Origin of the sequence: Nocardioides astragali, assembly GCF_024436375.1 — a bacterium.
Classification (GTDB): Bacteria; Actinomycetota; Actinomycetes; order Propionibacteriales; family Nocardioidaceae; genus Nocardioides; species Nocardioides astragali.
The window spans coordinates 178,991-201,600 of the sequence record NZ_JAFMZM010000001.1 but is presented as its reverse complement, the minus strand read 5'-3'; the positions used below and the strand labels follow the sequence as shown (position 1 = coordinate 201,600).

Below are 22,610 nucleotides of genomic sequence, written 5' to 3'. Positions count from 1 at the left end.
GGCGACGCGCGCAGGTGTAGTCGCGACCGGTCATCCCTACCGTGCCCGAGTGGCCCGCCTGCCAGCGGCCAAGCCTGACCGCATCAGGCGCCACTGCTGAACTGCGTTGCCCCAGATGGAGACGCGTCTTCCTGTCAAGCGACGCGCGACGTCGTAGGCGACGTTGGTGCTGATCATGCCGATCCAGGCTGCGGCAAGCACATGCAGCCGGCCGCGCTTCCTGAAGTAGACGAACGTGCTGTCCACCATCCACCCGCGCCTGTCCTCCTCGGTGCTCGACGCAGCACCCAGATGCTCCACCGAGACACTCTCCAGCAGGACGCGCTTGATCCCCATCGAACGGAGCCGGAACTGCAGGTCCACGTCTTCCATGTACATGAAGAAGTCCTCGTCGAAGCCGCCGACTCGTTCGAACACGCCGCGCTGAAAGCAGAGAGCTGCACCTGAGACCCAAGCCACTTCCCGGTTGCCCATCTTCGTTCGTGGCTGTGCCTCGGCGACGCGAACCCGATCCCGCATCGCCGGAAGGGCCGATCGAGACGCCACCACCGACCACACGGTCGGAAACACCGTCGAGTTCTCCATGACCACTCCCCCCTCCGTCACCGTCGGGGAAGTCAACGCGGGGAACTCTGCTTGCGCCTCGCGCACCAGATCTTCGACGAAACCCGGTCTGGGCCGCAGATCGCTGTTGAGCACGAGAATCACGTCGCCCCTCGAGGCACGGACACCCACGTTCACCGCATGCGCGAATCCCTTGTTCTGGTCCAGCCGAAGCACTCGAGCGCCCGGCAAGGATCCCAGAGGCTCGGGCGATCCGTCGTCGACGACGATCACCTCAGGTGAGTCGGCATGCGGCGCTGCGGCTCGCAGCATCGCGACCAGCTCGGACGTCGTCTTGGGGTCTCCGTGATGAGGGATGACGACGGAGCGCATCGCCGCGTCCACCTACATGTCTCCCTCCGGGTGAGCCAACGGCTATCCATTCAGACGTCGCCGCATGAGCGCCTGCTCGTTGCCAAGACGACGATACGGAGAAAGGATGCCTCGTGAGCGAGAGTCAGCCACCGCAACAAGACGTCTACGAGCGCAATCCGCGTCAGGACGTGGCCCCACACATCCCGAAGCACGCCACGTCTGCCCTCGATGTGGGGTGTGCCCGTGGCGGATTCGACCTGTCGCTGAGGCAGGCGTTGGGCCCAAGAGCCCGCATCGTCGGCATCGAGGCCAACCGCGAGGCAGCCGAGCTGGCCGCGCGGGACTCCGAGTTCGATGAGGTACTAACGGGCTACTTCCCACACGTCTTGGAGGAACGTGATGTGACATTCGACCTCATCTGCTTCAACGACGTCCTGGAACACCTCGTTGATCCATGGACCGTGCTTCGCAGCACGCATCGTTTTCTCGCTCCGGACGGACATGTGCTGGCAAGCATCCCCAACGTCCAGTACGCCCCCGTGGTCTGGGGCCTAGCCCGAGGTAGGTTCTCCTATACCCAGACGGGGATCTTGGATCGAACCCACCTGCGGTTCTTCACTCGCCGGAGCATGATCGAGATGTTTCAGAGCACAGGATTCCGAGTGGTCTCGGCGAACGGGATCAACAACATCACGATGGAATATCCACGCCTGTTCGCGGGACACCGGCGCAAGCTCCGGCATGCGCTGGGCTCGGCTCAGTGGGTGCAGTACGTCGTGGTCGCGACGTCCCTCGACGTCGGAAGCCAGCGATGACCGTCCAGACCGTGCGCCGTACGCCTTTCTCGCGGTACCGTTCACATCGATGAGCGCCACGATCGTCGTCCCCTCGCGCGGTGGTGCCGCTCGCCTCCCAGTTCTGTTGACGTCCTTGGGCCAACAAGAGCATCAGGACGTCGAGATGATCGTCGTGCTCGACGGAGACGTTGACGACTCGGCGTCCGTTGTCCGGCGCTTTGGCGATGAGCTGCCAGTCCGATCGATCGTCTTCCCCGAGAACAGGGGGCGCGCCGCGGCACTCAACGCCGGCTTCTTCGACGCGCGCGGTGAGGTGCTGATCCGCGCTGACGACGACCTGGAGCTCGAGCCTGACTTCGTCGCCCACCACGTCCGTCTGCACGAGCAGGCGCCAAGGGGTGTGATCGGCATGTGCCGCGACGTCTTCCCCGACACGCCCTACGCGCGCACGTACGGCATCCGCGCAGACGAGTCCATCCGCGCCCAGGCATTCGCAACGCCGCCCGAGCGCACCTGGCAGTGGTGGTCGGGCAACGTCTCGACGACCCGTGACGATTTCCTTGCCGTCGGGGGCTACGACGAGGACTTCCGCGCCTATGGGTGGGAGGACGTCGAGTGGGGTTACCGCTTGCACCGTCTGGGCCGGGAGATCCTGGTAGCGCCGGACTTCACGACGCTGCACCACGGGCCGGTGACGAGCACGACCGAGCGCGTGCAGCGCGCGTTCCACTCCGGAGAGGCCTACCGCAAGTTCGTCTCCAAGCACGGCCCCGACGCACAGACCTTTAGCCGACTCGATTGCAGTGCCTGGAACGCGCTCGTCCGCCTGGGTTCAGCGCTCGCGACCGAACGCACCGTCGGCATCGCTGGCCGCATGCTCGACCGCACCATCGGCGTGCTGCCGGCGCGGCCTGCAGAGAAGCTGGTGGCGTTGGCGATCCAGTCGGCCGCCGACGCCGGACGGCGCTACCCCGGCCGCGTGCGGACGCACCTGTGACCGCACGCCGAATCCTGCTCGTCGCCCCTGCCTTCCACGGGTACGGCGACTCCATAGCCGGCGCCCTCAGGCGGGTCGGACACGAGGTGAGCGTCCATCCCTACGACCTCAACGCGACCACGGGCGACAAGCTGCGAAGCAAGGTGTTGCACGAGTTGCCCAGCCGGCTCGGCTCCACGTTGGGCGAGCAGGCTCGGATGCGTACGCTGACCGCTCGGGCCGTTGCCGCCGTGCGCGCCAGCCGACCGGATGTCATCGTCACCGTGAAGGGCGACGTCCTCGGCACCCACTACTGGGAAGCCGTCGACGCCTCCGGCGCCCACCAGCTGCTCTGGCTTTATGACGAGCTGTCCAGGATGGAGTTCGACGACGAGATCCTGATCTCTCGTCCGTCCATCGTCTCCTACTCGCCCCACGACGTGGCCGAGTTGAGTCGGCGTAGGTTGCGGGCGGCGCACGTGCTCGACGCGTTCGACCACACCGTCACGTTCACGCCGATCCGCTCGAACGAGTTGGTCTTCGTCGGCGCGCGATACGCCGACCGTGAGCGGATCCTGACCACACTTCATCGCGCGGGAGTCCCGGTGCGTGCCTACGGCCGCGACTGGTCCTCGCATCCGATCGATCGACTTCGGACCTGGCGACTCCGCAGCCCCCAGGTGCCGAGTGCTCGCGATGTCCCGCGTGGGACCGCGTACGGCATCACGGCCGGCGCCGTGGCAGCGCTCAACTCGCACACCGATCAGGACGGGTTCACCATGCGCACCTACGAGATCCCCGGCTCCGGTGGCCTCCAGCTGATCGACCGACCAGACGTCGACCAGATCTACGCTCCGGGGGAAGAAGTCCTAGTGTTCGCCTCCGATGAGGAACTGGTGGAGTTGAGCCGGCGCGCGTGCGCGGACCGTGCCTGGGCCACCCAGATCGCCGAGAGGGGTCAGAGGCGCACCCTCGCCGAGCACACGTTCGACCACCGGGTCCCAGTTCTGGAGGCCGCATGGGGCTGAGGATCGCAAGCGACCTCGACCAGTGGCACCGGTGGCAGCAACGGCGCCACCTCACTCGACGCGTGAAACTCCGGCTGGTCGGGAATCGGAACGCGGGCGAGCCACCCGCCACGGTCGTCCACGGCAGTCCTGACGCCGACATCGTGGTCCTGGTCGACGCCGCGCACGCCAGCATGGTCAACGCCGTGCTGGCGCCAGTGCAGTGGATCCCACCCGCGCGGGTCATCACCGTGCTCGGCCCTGGCGTGCGGCTGGACGTGCCAGGCACCGCGCAGGTCGTTCGAGTCGGCGACCTCGGAACGCACCTGCGATCGGCGAGAACGCTCCTCGGCTGCGGGGAGTACACCGGCATTGGGACAGTGGCGTGGAGCTGGGCGCGCAAGGCGGGGGCGGACACGTTCGTCTCCCAGCACGGGGCGTTGACCCCGCACGCGCCGCCACTGCCACGGGACTCGACCCTTCTGGCCTGGAGCGAGGCTGACGGCGAGTTCTGGCGATCTGGCCGATCAGACGTCCACCACCTGGAGGTGGGGAGCCAGCTTCTCTGGGCCGCGAGCGAGGCCGCTCTTGACGTCGCTCGACCCGGCGCTGACACCGAACCGATCACCTACCTCGGACAAGGGCATGCGGCGGAGATCTCGCGCGCACGGCTGGTCGAGGCCGCCATCCGGTTCTGCCGCGCACACGACGCCACCTACCGGCCGCATCCGTCCGAGAAGGACAAGCTCTCCCTCGTTGCCCACGCCGGGCTCCGTCGGGCGGGCATCCGCTTCGACACCTCAGGCGCTCCCCTGGCCACCTGGGACCGACCCGTCGTGAGCGTCTTCTCGACCGGCATCCTCGAGATGGCGTCTCGCGGGGTCGATGCCTGGGTCGACTTCCCCCGTCCGCCTGCCTGGCTGGGTGAGTTCTGGGAGCGTTACGGCATGAGCCGATTCGGAGGGGTGCCAACTCAGGCCCCCCCACGTCCTGGCGTCGAGCCTGCACAACAGATCGCCCGGATCCTGCTGGAGGCGGCAGCGTGACCCTCTGCGTGATCCCCGCCCGCGGCGGCAGCAAGGGCGTGCCGCGCAAGAACCTCCTCGACGTCGGCGGCAAGCCCCTCATCGTGTGGACGATCGAGCAAGCGCTCGCGGTGCCGGACCTCGATGTGCTGGTGTCGACCGACGACGAGGAGATCGCCGAGGTCGCGCTGGCCGCCGGGGCCCGTGTCCCGTGGTTGCGACCCGAGGCGCTGGCGCAGGACACGACGCCCACCGAACCCGTAGTTCGCCACGCGATCGAGCAGGTCACCGTCGAGCGAGGTCGACCCGACTCCGTGATGCTTCTCCAGGCCACCTCGCCGGTCCGACACGACGACACCCTGGCCCGAGCCCTCGCCGAGTTCGCGGAGACCGGCGTCGACTCGATGGTCGGCGTCGTCGAGCAACCCCCGTTCATCTGGCAGGCCGGCACCCCCCCGACCGCGGCGTACGACGTCAGCGCGCGGCCGCGACGGCAGGACCTGACCGAGCAGGCCCGGCGCTACCGCGAGACGGGATCGCTCTACCTCACGCGCACCGAGATCTACGAGCGGCACGACAACCGTCTCGGCGGCAGGATCGGACTCTTCGTCATGGCCGAGGACGAGGGCATCGACATCGACACCGAGCTCGACGTCGCGCTCGCGGCCCGCCTGCTGACCGCTCGTTGACAAAGGTGGCCACGCGGAGCGGGTCGGCTCGTTACGGTGGTACACGTACGCCCACCCACGAAAAGGCCCTCCGTTGATCATCGAGCGTGACCTCACGCCCTACGTCGTCTACTCGGGCGACCCGGTCCTGCGTGCGCTCGAGAAGATCACCGCCAACAAGTCGCGGGTGATCTTCCTCGTCGACTCGCACGGCCACCTCGACGGCGTGCTGTCCGACGGCGACTTCCGCCGATGGGTGAGCAGCGCCGCCAGCCTCACCGTCGACGTGCCGGCCATCGAGGCAGCCAACACGTCGCCGCGGAGCCTTCCGATCGGCAGCAGCCCGGCCGAGATCTCCCACGCCTTCGGCTCGGGCATCGACCACGTGGCGCTGGTCGACGAGCGCGGCCACCTCGTGGCGATTGCGATCAACCGCGCCGACGAGCTCCGGATCGGCCGCCACCTCGTGGGCCCGGACGCCCCGACGCTGCTGATCTCGGAGATCGGCATCAACCACCAGGGCGACGTGTCCCTCGCCAAGCAGCTGGTCGACCTGTCCGTCGTGTCCGGCGCCGACATCGTGAAGTTCCAGCTGCGTGACATGGAGTCGCTCTACCGCCAGGGGACGTCGGGCTCCGGTGGCGAGGACCTCGGCCCGCAGTACACCCTCGACCTGCTCGCCAAGTACAACCTCGAGGCCGACCAGCTCTTCGAGGTCTTCGACCACTGCCGCGACGTGGGCATCGACGTGATGTGCACCGCCTGGGACCCGGTCAGCGTGGACCGACTCGTCGACTACGGCGTGCCGTCGCTCAAGGTCGCCTCCGCCGACATGACCAACCACGCCCTGCTGCGCCACATGGCCGCCAGTGGGACGCCGATGGTCATCTCGACCGGCATGTCCACCGAGGGCGAGATCCGCGAGACGGTCGACCTGGTCCGCGGCACCGGGGTCGCCCACGCGTTCCTGCACTGCCAGTCGACCTATCCCGCGCCCTTCAAGGACGTCAACCTCGCCTACCTGACCCGCCTCGCCGAGCTCACCCAGGCGCCGGTCGGCTACTCCGGCCACGAGCGCGGCTTCCACATCGCGCTCGCCGCCGTCGCGCTGGGTGCCCGGATCATCGAGAAGCACTTCACCCTCGACCGCGACCTGGAGGGCAACGACCACAAGGTCAGCCTGCTGCCGGGCGAGTTCAGGGAGATGGTGCAGCGCGTGCGTGAGGTCGAGGAGGCCCTCGGCACGGCTGCCCCGCGAGCGGTGTCGACCGGCGAGATGATGAACCGGGTCAACCTCGCCAAGTCGCTGGTGGCCACCCGCCGCATCGAGGCCGGCGAGGTCCTCAACGCTGCCGACATCGACATCAAGAGCCCCGGCCGCGGGCTGCAGCCCAACGCCTACGACAAGCTCGTCGGGCGTACGACGACCCGCACCCTCGAGGCCGGTGACTTCTTCTACGCCACCGACCTCGGCGACACCGCGCCGCGCGGGAGGGCGTACTCGTTCCGCCGCCCGTGGGGCCTGGCGGTCCGCTACCACGACATCGAGGCGATGACCCGGGACACCACCCCGGACTTCCTGGAGTTCCACTTCTCCTACAAGGACCTCGACCTGCCCGTCGCCGAGGTCTTCGCGCCCTACCCCGACGGCCTGCCGATGGGCTTCACCACGCACTCCCCCGACCTCTTCGCCGGCGACTTCCTGCTCAACCTCGCCTCCGAGGACGACGACCACTGGGAGCGCTCAATCCGCGAGCTGCAGCGTGTCGTCGACACGACGCGCGAGATGCAGCAGCACTTCACGAGAGGCGCGGACGCGAAGGCCGATGCGGAAGGGCCCGTCATCATCGCCAGTCTCGGCGGCTTCACCACCGACGCCTTCGTGCCGCCGGCAGAGCGGGCGGCGATGTACGACCGCGTGGCCGCCGGCCTGGCCCGGATCGACGACTCCGGGGTGCGGCTGTGCGCGCAGACGCTCCCGCCCTATCCGTGGTACATGGGCGGACAGCTCTACTGCAACCTCTTCGTCGACCCTCGCGACACCGCCGAGTTCGCCGAGCGCCACGGCCGGCGCCTGTGCTTCGACGTGTCCCACTCCAAGCTCTCGGCCAACTACCTCGGCATGTCGTTCGCCGAGGCGACGGACCTCCTCGCTCCGCACGCCGAGCACCTCCACCTGGTCGACGCGACGGGGGTCGACGGTGAGGGCGTCCAGGTCGGCGACGGCGAGATCGACTGGGCCGTCCTGGCCCAGCAGCTCGACGCGATGTCGCCGGGCGTGAGCTTCATCCCCGAGATCTGGCAGGGGCACGTCAACGACGGGGAGGGATTCTGGATCGCTCTGGAGCGGTTGGAGCAATGGTTCTGATCGCACCCACCGCCCTGTGGGTGGTCCCGGTCAGCGACCTGGCAGGGGTGGCGCGGCACGTCCTCGACGTGGCACGCGCCGGGATCCCGGGCTGGCGGCTGGTCTTCCTCACCCCGCCGGGCGACCTGCCGCGCGAGCTCAAGGCGGTGGGGGCGGCCGTCCTCGAGCAGCCGTTCGGACCCGAGCACGGTCTGCGTGCGTCGATGGCAAGTCTGCGCCACACCGTTCGCAGCCTCCGCCCTCAGGTCGTGCACAGCCATCTCTCGTACGCCGACATCGTCACTGCGCTCGCCGTGGGCCGTGGTGCCCGGCTCGTCACCACGGAGCACGGCATCGCGCGCGACGACGTCATCTACCACCGGTCGATGGCCAAGGCGCGGGTCATGGCCGCGGTGCACACGGTTCGGATGCGCCGCTTCGACGCCGCGATCGCGGTGAGCCTGGCCACCGCGGATGCCATGGTCGAGAAGTGGCACCCCAGACGTGAGGTCGTGGTGATCCCCAACGGGGTCGACGCGGTGGCGACGACCCACCCGGGCGCGGGACTCCGGATCCTGTCCCTGGCGCGACTCGCTCCCGAGAAGCGGCTCCCGTCCCTCGTGAGTGGTTTCGCCGAGCTGCGCCGCGCGCACCCGGAGGCCCGGCTGACGCTCGCCGGCGCCGGGCCGGAGGCGGGCGCCCTGCGCGACCAGGTCGACCGGCTGGGCCTCGGCGAGGTGGTCACGATGCCCGGCTTCGTCGACCCCGACCAGGCGATGGCCGCCCACGACGTGCTGGCCATGCTCTCGGTGTGGGAGAACTGCTCCTACGCGCTCCTCGACGCAGCCGGTCGCGGGATGGGCGTCGTCGCGAGCGACGTCGGCGCAAATCCCGAGATCCTGCCGGCGGCCTCGCTGGTTCGCGCGGAAGATCCGCATGCCGTGGCGTCGGCCCTGGCCGCCCAAGGCCTCGATCTCACCGCGAGGCCTGGGCTGACCGGGTGGCCGACGGTGGCCGACATGTGTGCGCGGGTCGCGGAGACGTACGCCGTGGCCGGGGGGCGACCGTGAGCCGCATCGACTCTCCCTGGAACCTGGCCGACCGGACGATCGAACGGGCCGACCAGGCGGACCGTGAGATCCGGATGAGCGACTTCATGCTGATGGGCGTCCTGCCCCTGCGCTCGATCGCGGTCGCGGGAATCCCCGTGAACGAGCTGGCGATGGTCGCGCTCGTGGGCCTGTGCCTCTTCCGGCCGGCCCGCGGCGGCGCGCGGTTGCCGTGGGTGGTGGTGCTGCTCCTCGGCACGCTGCTGGCTCTGCTCGTCTACTCCGGCCAGGCCAACGACGTGGAGTGGACGCGGCGCGTCGGACACGTCGCCGTCCTAGCCGGACTGGTGTGGGCAGGTGGCACCGGGCGCCTCTCGACCCGCTCGGTGGGGGCGGGGCTCGCCACCGGTCTCATCGTCGTCATGGGGCTGGCAGTCGCCGGGCTCGGCAGCAGCAACTATCCCGGGCGCTTGACGGGTTACCTCGCAGACCCCAACGCCGGGGCGTACTTCATCGCCGTCCTGGGGACCTTGGCGATCTTCTTCTGCGACGAGCGCGCCAAGGTGCGACTGGTTGTCGCCGTCCCGGTCGCCGCCGGGCTGACGCTGAGCTACTCCCGCACCGGCCTGATGGCTGGGGTGTTCGTCATCATCTGGCTCGTCGTCGGACGACGCCTCGGCGTCGTCGGTGGAGCTGCGCTGGCCGCCGGCCTCGTCTGGGTGGTCAACAACATCCCTGAGGACCTGACGACCGTCGGTCCGTTCTCCGACCGTTCCGGAAGCGACGCCCTGAGGGCACGGATCATCCGGCAGGAACAGGTGGAGCTGGCCAGCGCTCCGTGGTACGGCCACGGCCCCGGCACCGCCACGGTCGACGTCCGTGGCCTCGAGTTCTTCTTCCACAACAGCTATCTCGCCACGAGGCAGGAGGGGGGCTGGGTCGCTCTCATCCTCGTGCTGGGACTGATGGTGTTCGCCTTCGTGCAGCTGACGCCACTGGCACGTAAGGGGGACCTCCGTGCCGCAGGAGCACAGGCCGCCATCGTCGGCGTCGCCGTCATGGCCATCACTCTCGGCGAAGCGCTGCTCGACACACCCATGGCGGTGGCCGTGGCCATGGCGCTGGGCCAGAGGCTCATGGCTGTACCAGAGGGACCTCCTGATGGTTGAGCTGTTCCACTTGGCTGCCAACAACCCCGATCTGGGGGGTGGTGAACAGATGATGCTGCGCTGCGCCCAGGCACTGCTCGACCTCGGACACCGCGTCAACGTCGTGGCGCCGCACGCTCCCAGCGAGGTCCTCGACTTCGCCACCGGGGTCGGGGCGCACGTCGTCGCGATCCGCGCCGACGGTCGCCGCGAGTACATGCAGCGGCTGCGAGCGTGGGACCTCGCCGAGCGGGACGGCCTGTTGTGGTGCCACGGCCTCGTGCCTGCTCTCGCGACCGCCGGACGTGCGAGCCGCCTCGTGCACCTCCACCAGCTCCCACGCTCCCGCTCCCAGCAAGCGGCGCTGGCGCTCGCACGGGTTCGCAGCGAGCGTCTGCTGACCCCGTCCGCGTTCGTGTCCTCCAGAGTTCCCGGCTCGACGGTGTGTGCCAACTGGACGGACGAGGTCACTCGCCTGCCGATGACCACGGGTGGCCGCCGCGTCGGGTTCCTGGGCCGGCTGGCGACCGACAAGGGCCTCGACCTCTTGGCACAGGCGATGGTGTCACCGTCGGTCGGGCCGGACGCCCGACTGCTCGTGGCCGGTGACGACCGGTGGGTACCGGTAGAGCAGCGACTGCCAGTCACCGATTCTCTGGCTGCTCTGGGTGCCCGTGTGCAGCGGTTGGACCGCGTCAGTCCAGGGGAGTTCTTCGCAGAGGTCGACCTTGCCGTCTTCCCCAGTCGTGTGCCGGAGTCCTTCGGCCTCGTCGTCGCCGAGGCCATGGCCGCCGGCGTCCCCTTCGTGATCTCCGACGCCGGCGCGCTGCCCGAGGTCGCCGGGGCTGACCACCCCTGGGTAGCCCGCAGCGGCGACGCCGAGGACCTCGCCGCCGTGATCGGTCGTGCGCTGTCCGCCTCCGACGAGCAGGTGCAACGCGTGACCGACCGTGCTCGCCTGCGTTGGGAGGAGGAGTACTCCCCGCAGTCCGGCCGGCAGCGGGTGCAGCGACTGCTCGACGACCTGGGGGTGGGATGAACAGCGAGCGACGTCAGCCCACAGTAGCGATCGCCCACGACTATCTCACCCAGCGCGGCGGCGCCGAGCGCGTCGTGCTCACGCTCATGAAGGCGTTCCCCGAGGCCGCTGTGCACACCACCCTCTACGACCCCGAAGGGACCTATCCGGAGTTTTCGGAGGCCAACGTCATCACGTCGCCTCTCAACCGCGTCGGAGCGCTCCGCCGTGACCACAGGCGTGCCCTTCCCCTCTTGGCGCCCACGGCCTCCCGTCTCCGCGTCGAAGCGGACGTGACGATCGTCTCCAGCAGCGGCTGGGCACACGGTTTCGACATTCCTGGCAGGTCGGTCGTCTACTGCTACTCGCCTGCGCGCTGGCTCTACGACAGCGAGCGCTACCTCGGCGCGCCCGCCCACACTTCGGCCACCGGCATCGGCCTGATGGCGCTGCGTCCCGCGCTCGTCCGGTGGGACAAGCGCGCGGCTGCTCGGGCGGACCGTTACCTCGCGATCTCCGAGGTGGTGCGCGATCGCATTCGGTCGACGTACGGCCTCGACGCGGACGTCGTCCCAGCGCCCCACAGCATGGACGCAGCCGCTGCGCAGGAGCCGATCTCCGAGCTCTTGGACTGGCAGGACGGCTACCTGCTGTTGGTCTCTCGGCTGCTCCCGTACAAGAACGTAGACGTGGCCATCGACGCGGCGCGACAGTACGGGCGCAGGCTCGTCGTCATCGGCCGGGGACCCGAGGAAGCGCGACTGCGTGCCGCGCTGCCGGCCAACGTCCGCATGCTCAACGGCCTGACCGACGAGCAGATGCGCTGGGCCTATGCGCACGCGGACGTCCTCGTGGCGCCCAGTCACGAGGACTTCGGGCTGACCCCGTTGGAGGCCGCAGCGTTCGCCGTACCGACCGTGGCCCTGCGCGGCGGCGGTTACTTGGACACCATCGTCGAGGGCGAGACCGGCCTCTTCTTCGACCGACCCGAGCCGAAGGACATTGCAGCGGCTCTTGCCCACTCGGACCGACTCGACTGGGACAATGACAGACTGCGAGCCCGAGCCGAGGAGTTCGGAGAGGCTCGGTTCATCGCCCGGATCCGCTCGATCGCGCTCGACGAAGGAAGGGGGTCCTGAGGTGCGGCCCGAGGGCGTCAAGCTGCTCCCCTGGCTGGTGGGAGCCGGCGACCTGCTGATGATCGCTGCCGCCACTGCGCTGGCCATCCGGTTCCGCGTCTCGCTGCCGATCTTCGACACGGCCGGCGACGTCCTGGAGAACTCGGTGCTGGCCAGCGGCTTCTTCGTCGCGACGTGGCTCGTGATGCTCGCCTTCTTCGGCGCCTACGAGCTCGACGTCTTCGGCGCCGGGACGGAGGAGTTCAAGCTCGTCGTCAACGCGTCCTTCTTCACCGGGGCGCTGGTCGCCACCATGGCGTTCCTCATGCAGTACCCGCTGTCCCGAGGCTTCTTCGTCCTGCTGTTCCCGATCGGCGTGCTCATGCTGCTCATCGGGCGACTCGTCTCGCGCCGCATCATCCAGCGCTTCCGGGTGCGCGGTCACTTCAACGAGAAGGTGCTCCTCGTCGGCACCCCCGGCTACATCGGCGAGATCCACACCGTGCTGGCCCGCGAGTCGTGGCTCGGCTACCGGGTGATCGGCTGCCTCATCCCCCATGACTACGCCGGGCTGGAGGTGACCTCCACCGGCATCCCGGTCCTCGGGTTCATCGACGAGGTCCGGGCTGTCGTCGACGAGCATCGACCCGACGTCGTGTTCTTCACCGCCGGCGCGGTGAGCTCCTCGACCCAGCTGCGACGACTCGCGTGGGAGCTCGAGGACTACGCCAACGTGCAGATCATCGTCGCTCCCAACGTCACCGACGTCTCCAGCGAGCGCGTGCGGATCCGGCCGGTCGCGGGCCTGCCCCTCATGCACCTGGGACGCTCCCGCTCCCAGCTGGCGACCAACGACGCCAAGCGCGCCTTCGACCTCGTCGGCGCACTCACGATCCTCGCTCTGGTGTGGCCCCTCCTGCTGGCGGCGATGCTGTGGATCAGGCTCGACGACCACGGACCGATCTTCTTCCGCCAGATCCGGGTGGGACGCGAGGGCAAGGAGTTCACCTGCTTCAAGCTGCGCTCGATGTCGATCGACGCCGAGCAACGGCTCCCCGAGCTCGAGGGTCGCGACCACGTGCTCTTCAAGGAGCCCAACGACCCGCGAGTGACGAGGCCGGGACGGTTCATCCGCCGCTTCTCGCTCGACGAGCTCCCCCAGCTCTGGAACGTCGTGCGCGGTGAGATGAGCCTGGTCGGCCCCCGACCGCCGCTGCCGTCCGAGGTGGAGCAGTACGAGGACGACATGCTGCGTCGCCTCAACGTGCTGCCCGGCATGACCGGCCTGTGGCAGGTCTCCGGTCGCTCCGACCTGTCGTGGGAGGACACGGTCCGGCTCGACCTCTACTACGTCGACAACTGGTCGATGGTCCAGGACCTGCTCATCCTGGCGCGCACCGTCACGGCCGTGCTGGCAAGCCGCGGGGCGTACTGAACCCCTGAGCCGACCCGTCGGCTCAGGGCTTCCCGGCCTTGTCCGACTTCTCAGCCCGGGCGGGCTTGGCCGGGTTGTCGCCCCTGTCGCCCCTGTCGGCCTTGGCCGCCTTGCGCCGGCGGCCCCTGCTGGCGGTGGAGTCCGCCTCGCGCGAGGCCTCCTCCTGGAAGCTGCTGTAGTCCCCGTAGCCGCCGTATCCCCCGCCGTAGGCGATCGCACTCGCGCCCTTCACCGGCGCCTTGTTGAGCACGACGCCGAGGAGCCGGCTGCCGACCTGATCGAGGATCCGGCGGCACTGCTGGCTCTGCTCGATCTGCGTCTTGCCGGCCGCCTGCACCAGCAGGGCCCCGTCACAGAACGCCGACAGCAGCCCGGCGTCGGTGACCGGAAGGAGCGGCGGCGCGTCGAGGATGACCAGGTAGTCCGCGGAGAGGTCGTCGACGAACTGCTTCATCCGCAGCGAGCCCAGCAGCTCGCTCGGGTTGGGCGGGATGCGTCCCGCCGGCAGCAGGCTGAGGTTGTCCATGCCGGACTCGACGATCACGTCCCGGACGTCGACGTCGCCGGCCAGGGCCTGCGTGAGCCCGACGGCACCGTCGATCTCGAAGGTCGAGGCGATCATCGGTCGGCGCAGGTCGGCGTCGATCAGCAACACGGGTGTGCCGGCGTGGGCGACCAGCCGGGCGATGTTGGCGGAGACGGTGGACTTGCCCTCACCGGCCAGCGCGGAGGTCACCACGATCCGCCTCGGCTCGTTGTCCACGTCGACGAACCGGAGGTTGGTGCGCAGCTGGCGGAAGGACTCGGCCGCCCGGCCCAGGTCGCCGCGCACCCCACGGTGGGTACGCCCGAGGGCCTCCTCCTTCGGGATGATGCCGAGCACGGACGACCCGGTGGCCTCCTCGACGTGGCCGACGTTGCGGATCCGGCGGTCGATGAGGCGGCGGGCGATGAGCACGGCGTAGGCCAGGACGAGGCCGCCGAGTGCCCCCTTGATGGCCGCGCGCGGGTAGTCGGGGGTGAACGGGGCCCCAGGGAGCTGCGCCTCCTCGAGGGGGACGATCCGCGTCAGGGCGGGTCCCCTGGAGCTCGTCTCCCCGGTCTGGATCTCCTGCGCCACGACCACGACGGCGTCGACGACCGCGTTGGCCAGGTCACGTGCCTCCTCGGGTGTGCTCCCGATCGCGGTGACCGTCAGCGCGTTGACGTCGGTGTTCACGGACGCGGAGAACCGGCCGGCGATCGCCGCGGGCGGCACGTCCATACCCAGGTCCTCGACCACCTGCTCCGCCACCGGGGTCTTGGAGACGAGGAACGCATAGAGCTCGGCCTTGTCCTCGGCCACCTGGGAGCTGCCCAGATCCTCGGCTGCCGAGGTCGCGTCGCCGACCAGGACCAGGCCGGACGACGTCGCCGAGTAGAGCACCGGGTCGCGGGTCGTCTTGGCCACCATCAGCAGGGCGCCGAGGATCGCGCAGCCGATCAGCACCCACACGTAGGCGCGGCTCAGCCGGACGAAGTCCCCGAACGTCATGGTCGCGAGTCTAGGGCGTGTCCTGCGGTGGGCGTGCAGAAAGCGCAACTCGCCCGGCACAGGCTGGCACGATGGGCCCATGAGCCAGGAGCGGGAGGGCAGGGCGGCGCCCATCGCCGCCCGCGTCCACCTCGCCCACGCAGTGGTGCAGAAGCTGGCCGACGACCGCGACGCCGACCTCCTGCACCTCAAGGGGCCGGCCGTGCTCCCCGGCCTCCGTGCCGCCGGTCGGCACTCGAGCGACGTCGACGTCCTGGTGCGTCCAGGACATCTGTCCCGGCTCGTCGCCGGGCTCGAGTCGGTCGGCTGGGAGCAGCGCACCGGCTTCGCGACCGGATCCGTCTTCGCCCATGCAGCCAACTGGTGGCACGACGACTGGGGCTGGGTCGACGTGCACGTGAGCTGGCCGGGGATCACGCTGGAGCCCGACCAGGCGTTCGAGGTGCTGGCGCGCGGCAGCGTCCTCCACCCGATCGCCCACCGACCCTGCCCGGTCCCCGGCCGCACCGCTCAGCGGCTGATTCTGGTCCTGCACGCGGCGCGCTCGGGCGGCACGGCCGACGTCGGCCTGGCATGGAGCGACGCCGAGCCCGGCGAGCAGGACCACGTACGCAAGCTCGCCGCCGAGCTGGGCGCCGAGGTCGCGCTCGCCGCCGGCATCGGGGAGCTCGAGCTGCACCGCGACGACCCGACCTATGCGCTGTGGCACTACTTCATCCATGGCGGAAGCCGGTTGGACGAGTGGCGGGCCCGGATGGCTGCTGCCCCGACGGCCCGAGCCAAGGTCGGGCTGGTGACGGCGGCCATGCGGGTCAACCGCGACCACCTGAGGATGGAGATGGGCAGGCCCCCCACGCGCCGCGAGGTCCGGGCCAGGCAGGTGATCCGGCTGCGTCGTGCAGCGGCGGAGCTGTCGCAACGGATGAGGGGCTCGTGACGCGCTACACGATCGCTGACGACGTGGCATGGGTGAGCGAGCAGGACCTCGACCCCGGGGACGAGCCCACGGCGTACGTCACCAAGGTTCCCGGTGGGCCGCCGATCCTCCTCGAGGGCTCCGGGTGCCTGGTGTGGCTGGCAGTGGCCGACGGCGGCACGCTGGAGGAGATCACGGTTGCCGCGGCCGGGATGACCGACGCGGAGCCGGAGGAGATCCGCGATGACGTGGCGACCCTCGTCGACCAGCTCGTCATCATCGGGTTCGTCCACGAAGAGTGATCGCCAGCGCACCGAGCAAGGCACCGGCCGTGTTGGCGACGACGTCCCACGACGAGTCGTCCCTGGCGAGCCACCGCCCCTGTGCCAGCTCGATGGCCACCGAGGCGAGCGCAGCCGCTGGGATGACCCACCACCACGGCCGACCGGTCACCAGGACCGCCAAGGCGCCGAACGGCACGAACAGGACGACGTTCAGCAGGGCGCCGTAGTGCTCCGGTGACACCCAGTCCGGAGCGATCGGCCAGTCGTAGCGCAGCTGCACGTAGAGGTCGACCGTCAGACGGTTGAGCTCCCAGCCCCATGGACTCGCCACGACAACCACGAGGCCGAGCAGGTAGGCGGCGCCAACTGCGGCCACGACACCGCGCCAACGCCTCCAGACCACGCGCCCACCCTAGAGTGGTCGACGTGAGCAACGAGGGGCAGCCGCCCGAGGTGGTGGTGGAGTCCCTCGGGGTCGCCGTCGGCATCCCGGTCACCGGGAGCGCCGCCGACCGGTTGCGCCGCCAGTGGAGCCGTGCCCTGACCGACCGAGAGGCCTCGACCGTCGTCGACCTCGAGCTGCTCGACCCCGCGGCCGAGGTGGCCCACGACTACGCGGTCACGAGCCGCGTCACGATGGCTGCCCTCGACGCCACGGCCGGTCGCAGGCTCAACCTGCACGCGGGTGCCGTCGCCGACGAGGACGGGCGCACCCTCGCCGTGATCGGCCCGTCCGGGTCGGGCAAGACGACCGCGATCTCCCTGCTCGCGGGCCGGCTCGGCTACCTCTCGGACGAGACCGTCTCCATCGACGAGACGCTCGAGGTTCACCCCCACCCGAAGCCGCTGTCCGTCATCACCGATCCCGATGCGCCGTACCTCAAGAGCTCCCTCTCCCCCGACGACCTCGGGCTCCGCCGCCCCCCGGACCGCGCACACCTCCACCGGATCGTGCTGCTGCACCGCGGCACGGGCGACGAAGGACTCGTTCCTGTCCCTGACCCACGGGCGATCGTCGAGATCGTCGAGCAGACGTCCTCCCTCGTCCGGCTGGAGCACCCGATCCATCGGGTCGCCTCGACCATCGATGCCTGCGGCGGTGTGTGGGCGCTGGAGTACCACGAGTTCACGGGGTGGCTCGAGGACGTGGTGGGGCTGCTCGACCGCGAGCCCCGGACGGCGCCCTGGCACGCCCACCACCCCTTCGACCCCGGCACGGCCGGCGACCCCGTCCCCGGCGCGTGGTCCCGCGCGCCGTGGACGGACGCGGAGGAGTACGACGACGAGCTGGTGCTGATGATCGGCGACGGGGTCCACGCACTCGCCGGGCTGGGCGTGCTCATCTGGCTGGCTCTCGAGCAGCCCCGCACGGCCGACGAGCTGGTCGCGCGGGCACAGACCCTGTGGGGCGACCATCCCGACGCAGCCGACAAGGTCGCGGACGCCCTGGAGCTCATGGCCGACCAGCGGATGGTGCAGCGACCTGCGTGAGTCTGGCCTGCCTCGCCGGGAGGGCGTCAGAGCGGCGTAGGTGCCTTCGCGCCGGCCCACGCCTCGCTGGCCTTGACGGCGATCCCCATCAGGGCGATGCCGAGCACGATCGCCGTGAAGCTCTGCAGCTCCTCCGGCAGGAGCTCACTGACGGGGGCAAGGGCCACGTGCAACAGAAGGAGCGCGGGGATCCAGCGAGGCACGACCGCCGACCGCAGCAGGACGACGCCCACCACGAGCTCGCCGAGGTAGAAGGCCCCGACGACGAAGAGCAGGCTCACGCTCAGCACCGGGTCGCGGCTCAGCTCCTCGACGTCCTCCGGCGAGATCTCGACGGCGCGCACCGTGGCGCGGAAGAGGATCAGGAAGGCCGCCAGTGCCGAGGTGCCGATGGTGCCGACCCCCCAGATCCACATGCCGACCATGGCCGCGACGTGCCTGCGCGCGGGCAGCAGGAACAGGACCGCGGGCAGACCCATCGTGAGCGCCACGGACGCGAGGAAGAACGACGCCGAGGCCATCAACCACGCCGCGTCCTGCCGGTCGATGGCGACGATGACGTCGCCGACCTCGGAGGTGGGTGGCATCGCGAGGGCACCCAGCACCAGGAGCACGGCACCGCTCGCCAGCGATGCCGCCGACCACGGCAGCCACGAAGTCCCCACGCGCGCAGGTTAGACCTCCTCGGGAGCTCCCGCAGCCCACTTGGGAAGAGTGGGTCCCAACGGACTACCCCTCAGCTGACTCGCGGACCTCGCCGGTAACGTGCCGTCCATGACCGCGCGCCGCCAGCTCCCCACCGACGAGGCCCGTGACCTGCTCGCCCTCACGCGCGAGATCGTCACCAAGGAGCTCGCACCCCGGTCGGCGGAGGCGGAGGCCACGGAGACCTTCCCGCGCGACGTCTTCGCCCTGCTCGGACAGGCGGGCCTCTTGTCCCTGCCCTACCCCGAGGAGTTCGGCGGCGGCGACCAGCCCTACGAGGTCTACCTGCAGGTGCTGGAGGAGATCGGGTCCGTCTGGTCGTCGGTCGGCGTCGGTGTCTCCGTGCACGCCCTGTCCTGCTTCGGCCTGGCCTCCTTCGGCACCGACGAGCAGCGGGCCGAGTGGCTCCCGGACATGCTGAGCGGCGACCTCCTGGGCGCCTACTGCCTCTCCGAGGCCCACGCCGGCTCCGACCCTGCCGCGATGCGTACGACCGCTCGCCGCGACGGCGACTCCTACGTCCTCAACGGGGCGAAGGCCTGGACCACGCACGGCGGCCATGCCGACTTCTACAAGGTGATGGCGCGTACGTCGGACGAACGCAACGGGATCTCCTGCTTCCTGGTCCCCGCCGACTCCGAGGGCCTCTCGGCCGATCCGCCGGAGCGCAAGATGGGCCTGACCGGCTCCGCGACCGCCACCATGCGCTTCGACGACGTACGCGTCGACGCCTCGCGACGACTGGGCGCGGAGGGCGAGGGCCTGCGCATCGCCCTGGCCGGGCTCGACTCGGGGCGCCTCGGCATCGCAGCAGTGGCGGTGGGCCTCGCACAGGGGGCCCTCGACTCGGCCGTGGCCTACGCCCGCGAGCGCGAGACCTTCGGGAAGAAGATCATCGACCACCAGGGCCTGGCCTTCGTGCTGGCCGACATGGAGGCCGCGGTGGTGTCCGCGCGTGCCACGGTGCTCCACGCCGCGCGCCTCAAGGACGCCGGACTGCCGTTCTCCCGGGAGGCCTCGATCGCCAAGCTCGTCGCCACCGACAACGCCATGAAGGTCACCACCGACGCCGTCCAGGTCCTCGGCGGCTACGGCTACACCCGCGACTTCCCCGTCGAGCGCTACATGCGCGAGGCGAAGGTGATGCAGATCTTCGAGGGCACCAACCAGATCCAGCGCATGGTCATCTCGCGGTCGTTGGCGAAGGACGCCGCCGGCTCGATCGGCTGACGCTCGGCGCCGCCCAACCAGTACCTCTCACACGTCGGTGACCCGCATCCCGGCGTGCGCCTTGTAGCGCCGGTTGACCGAGATGAGGTTGGCGGTGAAGGCCTCGACCTGGTGGGCGTTGCGCAACCGCCCGCCGTAGAGACCCCGCATGCCCGGCACGACGTCCGCCAGCGACTGGACCAGGTCGGTCGCCTCGCGGTCGTCGCCGAGGACCAGGACGTCAGTCTCCACCCGCTCGACGTCCGGGTCCTCGAGCAGGACGGCGCTGACGTTGTGGAAGGCGCCGACGACGCGCGAGCCGGTCAGGATGGCGGCCGCCTGCTGGGTCGCCGAGCCCTCGGGGACCGGCAGCGCGAAGGCGCCCTGCTTGTCGAACCCCAGCGGGTTCACGCAGTCGACCACGATCTTCCCGGCCAGCTCCTCGGTCAGCGACGCGAGCAGCCCGGCGTGCCCGTCCCACGGCACCACGACCAGCACGATGTCGCCGGCGGCGGCCGCCTCCGCGTTCGACGTACCACGCACCCGTCCTGCCGAGGCGAGCGCCGCGGCGGCCTCGGCAGCACGCTCGGCGCTCCGCGACCCGAGCACGACGTCCAGCCCCGCGGCTGCGAAGCGGCGGGCGAGCCCTCGACCCTGCGGCCCGGTGCCGCCGAGCACGGCGATGGTCAGCGAGGTCAGCTCGGGGTCGCTCATCTGGCCGACGCTAGCGAACGCCCACGTCCCCGTCCCGGCCGCCCGACGAGACGTGGACCACACCCCCACCTGGGGTTGTCCGACCCGAGGACCCGAGCAATGGTGGAGGCATGTCCAAACGCATCGCATTCCTGACCGCTGCCGAGGGTGTCGAGGAGGTCGAGCTGACGGAGCCGTGGCAGGCCGCCGTGGATGCCGGCCACACGGCCGACCTCGTGTCACTCGACGAGGGCGAGGTCCAGCTCTTCCGGCACCTCGACAGGTCCAGCACCCAGCGCATCGACCGGCGCGTGAGCGACGTGGCCGTCGCCGACTACGACGCACTCGTCCTGCCCGGGGGCGTGGCCAACCCCGACGCACTGCGCACCGACGAGACGGCCGTCGCCTTCGTCCGTGACTTCGTCGACTCGGGCAAACCCGTCGCGGCCATCTGCCACGCCCCGTGGACCCTCGTCGAGGCCGACCGGGTGCAGGGCAAGCGGCTCACGAGCTGGCCGAGTCTGCAGACCGACATCCGCAACGCCGACGGCGAGTGGGTCGACGAGGAGGTCGTCGTCGACGGCAACCTCATCACCAGCCGCAAGCCTGACGACCTCCCCGCCTTCACGAAGACCCTGCTGGACGCGCTCGAGAGCTAGTCGGGCCGCTCGACCAGCCACCGACCCAGCAGCGTCCCGTCCTGCTCCAGCAGCAGGACGGGACGCAGCGCGACCTCGACCTCGGCGCCCCTGGTCATGCGCAGGGCCTCGCCCCCGGTCAGTGTCGGCACGACCGTCCAGCACAGCTCGTCGACGACGCCCGCGGCCAGCAGGTCGGCGAAGAGGGCCGGTCCGCCCTCGCACAGCTGCTCGGCCCAGCCCCGCTCCGCGAGCGTCGTCCTGAGCTCGACCAGGTCGACCTCGTCCTCGCCCAGGACGAGCACGTTCTCCTCGCCGAGCTGCTCGCGCGCCGCGGCCAGCCCACCGGCCGACGCGACGGTCGCCATCAGGATGCGGCCGCGCGGGGCATCCCCCAGCGTGGGCGGCACCCCGGCGGACCGGCTCACGACGACCAGGGGCAGGCGCGGGACCTTGTACGCCTCGGCCCGGAGGGTGCCGGCTCCCACGACGAGGCAGTCCGCCCGTGCACGGAGCGCGTCGAAGACGCGTTTGTCGGGCGCGTTGTTGATGCTCTTGGTGACGCCGTCGCTGCCCTGAGCGGCTCCGTCGGCGGTGCTCACGAAGTTGACGCGGAACCACGGCTCGGCCGGCGGCGCGTACACCTCCGCCAGCTCCTCGTCGGAGAGATCGGCCAGGCGCTGCAGCTCGAGGTGTTCGCTCACGCCCCTACTGTTGCACTGTGATCACGCTCGCCGACCTGGCCGCACTCCAGAACGCCCATGGCGACTCGTGGGCGAGTCCGGTGGCGCCGGTCGTCCTCGACGGCCCGCGCGGTTCGGTCGTCATCGGCGACGGACCGGTCACCCTCATGGGCTGCGTCAACCTCTCGCGTGACTCGACCTACCGCGAGAGCGTCGCGACGAGCCCGGCCGATGCCGTGCGGATGGGCAGGATCCAGGCGGCCCAGGGCGCCGCGATCATCGACCTCGGCGCCGAGTCGAGCAACGCGAAAGCCGCTCGCGTCCCGGCCGCGGACCAGATCGCCACGCTCGTGCCGGCCGTGAAGGGACTCGCCTCGGAGGCCGTCGTCTCCGTCGAGACCTACGAGCCGGAGGTGGTCCGCGCCTGCCTCGACGCCGGCGCTCGTGTGCTCAACATGACCGGACGCCAGCACGAGGACGAGATGCTCGCGCTCGCCGCAGACTACGAGGCCGCCGTGGTGCTGTGCTTCGGCGAGACCGCCAACGTGCGCGAGATCGCCGACGTCCCCCTCGCCACCGACCCGCTCCCGGCGCTGCTCGACCACTTCGCCCCACGGATCACCCACGCCCGCTCGCTCGGTGTGCAGAAGATCGTCATCGACCCCGGCATGGGCTTCTACTACGGCAACCTCGTCGACCCGCCCGCCCGGGCACGGCACCAGTTACGCGTCCTCGCGCAGGGTTTCCGGCTCCGACCGCTCGGCGTCCCCGTCTGCAACGCCGTGCCCCACAGCTACGACATCTTCGGCGACGAGTTCCGCAAGGCCGAGGGCTTCTACGGCGTCTTCGCGGCCCTCGGCGGCACCCACCTGGTGCGGACCCACGAGGTCGCCCACCTCCGCGTGGTGCTCCGGGGCCTTGGGGAGCTCGAGGTCCGCTGACCCCTCAGCC

At 70.1% G+C, this 22,610-nt stretch carries 23 protein-coding genes; 17 read left to right on the top strand and 6 right to left on the bottom strand.

Translation table 11 applies throughout. The features are described from left to right. Positions 1 to 36: 36 nt before the first annotated feature. Positions 37 to 948 (bottom strand): glycosyltransferase family 2 protein, encoded by a 912-nt coding sequence (locus J3P44_RS01060; RefSeq protein ID WP_255888377.1) that lies wholly within the window; start codon positions 946 to 948, stop codon positions 37 to 39. A gap of 101 nt (positions 949 to 1,049) precedes the next feature. Here J3P44_RS01060 and J3P44_RS01055 point away from each other — a divergent pair, with 101 nt between their 5' ends. From J3P44_RS01055 to J3P44_RS01005, 11 genes are all read left to right on the top strand, one after another. Continuing rightward, complete coding sequence (locus J3P44_RS01055) at positions 1,050 to 1,733, top strand: class I SAM-dependent methyltransferase (RefSeq protein WP_255888376.1); 684 nt, start codon at positions 1,050 to 1,052, stop codon at positions 1,731 to 1,733. Continuing rightward, positions 1,660 to 2,712 (top strand): glycosyltransferase family 2 protein, encoded by a 1,053-nt coding sequence (locus tag J3P44_RS01050; protein ID WP_308212204.1) that lies wholly within the window; start codon positions 1,660 to 1,662, stop codon positions 2,710 to 2,712. The genes J3P44_RS01055 and J3P44_RS01050 overlap by 74 nt, the downstream gene beginning before the upstream one ends. Next, on the top strand, positions 2,709 to 3,719 hold the full coding sequence (locus J3P44_RS25340; RefSeq protein ID WP_255888374.1) for a CgeB family protein: 1,011 nt from the start codon (positions 2,709 to 2,711) through the stop codon (positions 3,717 to 3,719). The genes J3P44_RS01050 and J3P44_RS25340 overlap by 4 nt, the downstream gene beginning before the upstream one ends. A gap of 62 nt (positions 3,720 to 3,781) precedes the next feature. Next, a complete protein-coding gene (locus J3P44_RS01040; protein WP_255888373.1) occupies positions 3,782 to 4,744 on the top strand; it encodes a hypothetical protein in 963 nt (320 codons plus the stop codon). After that, positions 4,741 to 5,412: an acylneuraminate cytidylyltransferase family protein gene (locus tag J3P44_RS01035; protein WP_255888372.1), complete on the top strand. Its 672-nt coding sequence runs from the start codon at positions 4,741 to 4,743 to the stop codon at positions 5,410 to 5,412. The genes J3P44_RS01040 and J3P44_RS01035 overlap by 4 nt, the downstream gene beginning before the upstream one ends. A gap of 73 nt (positions 5,413 to 5,485) precedes the next feature. After that, entirely contained in the window at positions 5,486 to 7,759 is a 2,274-nt protein-coding gene (locus J3P44_RS01030; protein WP_255888371.1) for an N-acetylneuraminate synthase family protein, read from the top strand. Then, entirely contained in the window at positions 7,750 to 8,808 is a 1,059-nt protein-coding gene (locus tag J3P44_RS01025) for a glycosyltransferase family 4 protein (protein ID WP_255888370.1), read from the top strand. Before J3P44_RS01030 ends, J3P44_RS01025 begins: the two co-directional genes overlap by 10 nt. Further along, positions 8,805 to 9,956: an O-antigen ligase family protein gene (locus J3P44_RS01020; RefSeq protein WP_255888369.1), complete on the top strand. Its 1,152-nt coding sequence runs from the start codon at positions 8,805 to 8,807 to the stop codon at positions 9,954 to 9,956. The genes J3P44_RS01025 and J3P44_RS01020 overlap by 4 nt, the downstream gene beginning before the upstream one ends. Then, positions 9,949 to 10,974, top strand: coding sequence for a glycosyltransferase family 4 protein (locus J3P44_RS01015; RefSeq protein WP_255888368.1), 1,026 nt, complete (start codon positions 9,949 to 9,951; stop codon positions 10,972 to 10,974). The genes J3P44_RS01020 and J3P44_RS01015 overlap by 8 nt, the downstream gene beginning before the upstream one ends. Then, a complete protein-coding gene (locus J3P44_RS01010) occupies positions 10,971 to 12,092 on the top strand; it encodes a glycosyltransferase (protein ID WP_255888367.1) in 1,122 nt (373 codons plus the stop codon). The genes J3P44_RS01015 and J3P44_RS01010 overlap by 4 nt, the downstream gene beginning before the upstream one ends. Position 12,093: 1 nt before the next feature. After that, positions 12,094 to 13,506, top strand: coding sequence for a sugar transferase (locus J3P44_RS01005; RefSeq protein ID WP_255888366.1), 1,413 nt, complete (start codon positions 12,094 to 12,096; stop codon positions 13,504 to 13,506). Between the two features lie 22 nt (positions 13,507 to 13,528). Here the strand turns inward: J3P44_RS01005 and J3P44_RS01000 are convergent, their stop codons facing one another. Next, positions 13,529 to 15,040, bottom strand: a complete 1,512-nt coding sequence (locus J3P44_RS01000) for a tyrosine-protein kinase domain-containing protein (RefSeq protein WP_255888365.1) — start codon at positions 15,038 to 15,040, stop codon at positions 13,529 to 13,531. Positions 15,041 to 15,119: 79 nt separating this feature from the next. Between J3P44_RS01000 and J3P44_RS00995 the strand changes: the two genes are divergently transcribed. Further along, positions 15,120 to 15,977, top strand: coding sequence for a nucleotidyltransferase family protein (locus J3P44_RS00995; protein WP_255888364.1), 858 nt, complete (start codon positions 15,120 to 15,122; stop codon positions 15,975 to 15,977). Continuing rightward, positions 15,974 to 16,258 carry a PqqD family protein gene (locus tag J3P44_RS25335; RefSeq protein ID WP_255888363.1) on the top strand — a complete coding sequence of 95 codons (285 nt, stop codon included), beginning with the start codon at positions 15,974 to 15,976 and terminating at the stop codon, positions 16,256 to 16,258. The genes J3P44_RS00995 and J3P44_RS25335 overlap by 4 nt, the downstream gene beginning before the upstream one ends. On the opposite strand, the gene J3P44_RS25330 is transcribed toward J3P44_RS25335, so the two are convergent. Beyond that, positions 16,233 to 16,643, bottom strand: coding sequence for a VanZ family protein (locus J3P44_RS25330; RefSeq protein ID WP_255888362.1), 411 nt, complete (start codon positions 16,641 to 16,643; stop codon positions 16,233 to 16,235). The two genes, J3P44_RS25335 and J3P44_RS25330, sit on opposite strands and share 26 nt — an antisense overlap. A gap of 23 nt (positions 16,644 to 16,666) precedes the next feature. Between J3P44_RS25330 and J3P44_RS00980 the strand changes: the two genes are divergently transcribed. After that, positions 16,667 to 17,731 carry a P-loop NTPase family protein gene (locus J3P44_RS00980; RefSeq protein WP_255888361.1) on the top strand — a complete coding sequence of 355 codons (1,065 nt, stop codon included), beginning with the start codon at positions 16,667 to 16,669 and terminating at the stop codon, positions 17,729 to 17,731. 26 nt (positions 17,732 to 17,757) lie between these two features. Here the strand turns inward: J3P44_RS00980 and J3P44_RS00975 are convergent, their stop codons facing one another. After that, positions 17,758 to 18,396, bottom strand: coding sequence for a hypothetical protein (locus J3P44_RS00975; RefSeq protein WP_255888360.1), 639 nt, complete (start codon positions 18,394 to 18,396; stop codon positions 17,758 to 17,760). 109 nt (positions 18,397 to 18,505) lie between these two features. Here J3P44_RS00975 and J3P44_RS00970 point away from each other — a divergent pair, with 109 nt between their 5' ends. After that, positions 18,506 to 19,666 (top strand): acyl-CoA dehydrogenase family protein, encoded by a 1,161-nt coding sequence (locus J3P44_RS00970; RefSeq protein ID WP_255888359.1) that lies wholly within the window; start codon positions 18,506 to 18,508, stop codon positions 19,664 to 19,666. A 27-nt stretch (positions 19,667 to 19,693) separates the two neighbouring features. On the opposite strand, the gene npdG is transcribed toward J3P44_RS00970, so the two are convergent. After that, positions 19,694 to 20,359 carry an NADPH-dependent F420 reductase gene (npdG, locus tag J3P44_RS00965; RefSeq protein WP_255888358.1) on the bottom strand — a complete coding sequence of 222 codons (666 nt, stop codon included), beginning with the start codon at positions 20,357 to 20,359 and terminating at the stop codon, positions 19,694 to 19,696. A 110-nt stretch (positions 20,360 to 20,469) separates the two neighbouring features. Between npdG and J3P44_RS00960 the strand changes: the two genes are divergently transcribed. After that, complete coding sequence (locus J3P44_RS00960) at positions 20,470 to 20,997, top strand: type 1 glutamine amidotransferase domain-containing protein (protein WP_255888357.1); 528 nt, start codon at positions 20,470 to 20,472, stop codon at positions 20,995 to 20,997. On the opposite strand, the gene J3P44_RS00955 is transcribed toward J3P44_RS00960, so the two are convergent. Further along, positions 20,994 to 21,680 carry a dihydrofolate reductase family protein gene (locus tag J3P44_RS00955; protein ID WP_255888356.1) on the bottom strand — a complete coding sequence of 229 codons (687 nt, stop codon included), beginning with the start codon at positions 21,678 to 21,680 and terminating at the stop codon, positions 20,994 to 20,996. The genes J3P44_RS00960 and J3P44_RS00955 overlap by 4 nt on opposite strands. A 17-nt stretch (positions 21,681 to 21,697) precedes the next feature. Between J3P44_RS00955 and J3P44_RS00950 the strand changes: the two genes are divergently transcribed. Beyond that, on the top strand, positions 21,698 to 22,600 hold the full coding sequence (locus J3P44_RS00950; RefSeq protein WP_255888355.1) for a dihydropteroate synthase: 903 nt from the start codon (positions 21,698 to 21,700) through the stop codon (positions 22,598 to 22,600). Positions 22,601 to 22,610 lie beyond the last annotated feature (10 nt).

Bases quoted from the DNA above. Each gene is read 5' to 3' on its own strand.
- J3P44_RS01050 (WP_308212204.1), top strand. From the start codon at position 1,660: ATGCGCTGGGCTCGGCTCAGTGGGTGCAGTACGTCGTGGTCGCGACGT.
- J3P44_RS01025 (WP_255888370.1), top strand. From the start codon at position 7,750: ATGGTTCTGATCGCACCCACCGCCCTGTGGGTGGTCCCGGTCAGCGAC.
- J3P44_RS01015 (WP_255888368.1), top strand. From the start codon at position 9,949: ATGGTTGAGCTGTTCCACTTGGCTGCCAACAACCCCGATCTGGGGGGT.
- J3P44_RS01010 (WP_255888367.1), top strand. From the start codon at position 10,971: ATGAACAGCGAGCGACGTCAGCCCACAGTAGCGATCGCCCACGACTAT.
- J3P44_RS01000 (WP_255888365.1), bottom strand. From the start codon at position 15,040: ATGACGTTCGGGGACTTCGTCCGGCTGAGCCGCGCCTACGTGTGGGTG.
- J3P44_RS00995 (WP_255888364.1), top strand. From the start codon at position 15,120: ATGAGCCAGGAGCGGGAGGGCAGGGCGGCGCCCATCGCCGCCCGCGTC.
- J3P44_RS00970 (WP_255888359.1), top strand. From the start codon at position 18,506: ATGACCGCGCGCCGCCAGCTCCCCACCGACGAGGCCCGTGACCTGCTC.
- npdG (WP_255888358.1), bottom strand. From the start codon at position 20,359: ATGAGCGACCCCGAGCTGACCTCGCTGACCATCGCCGTGCTCGGCGGC.
- J3P44_RS00960 (WP_255888357.1), top strand. From the start codon at position 20,470: ATGTCCAAACGCATCGCATTCCTGACCGCTGCCGAGGGTGTCGAGGAG.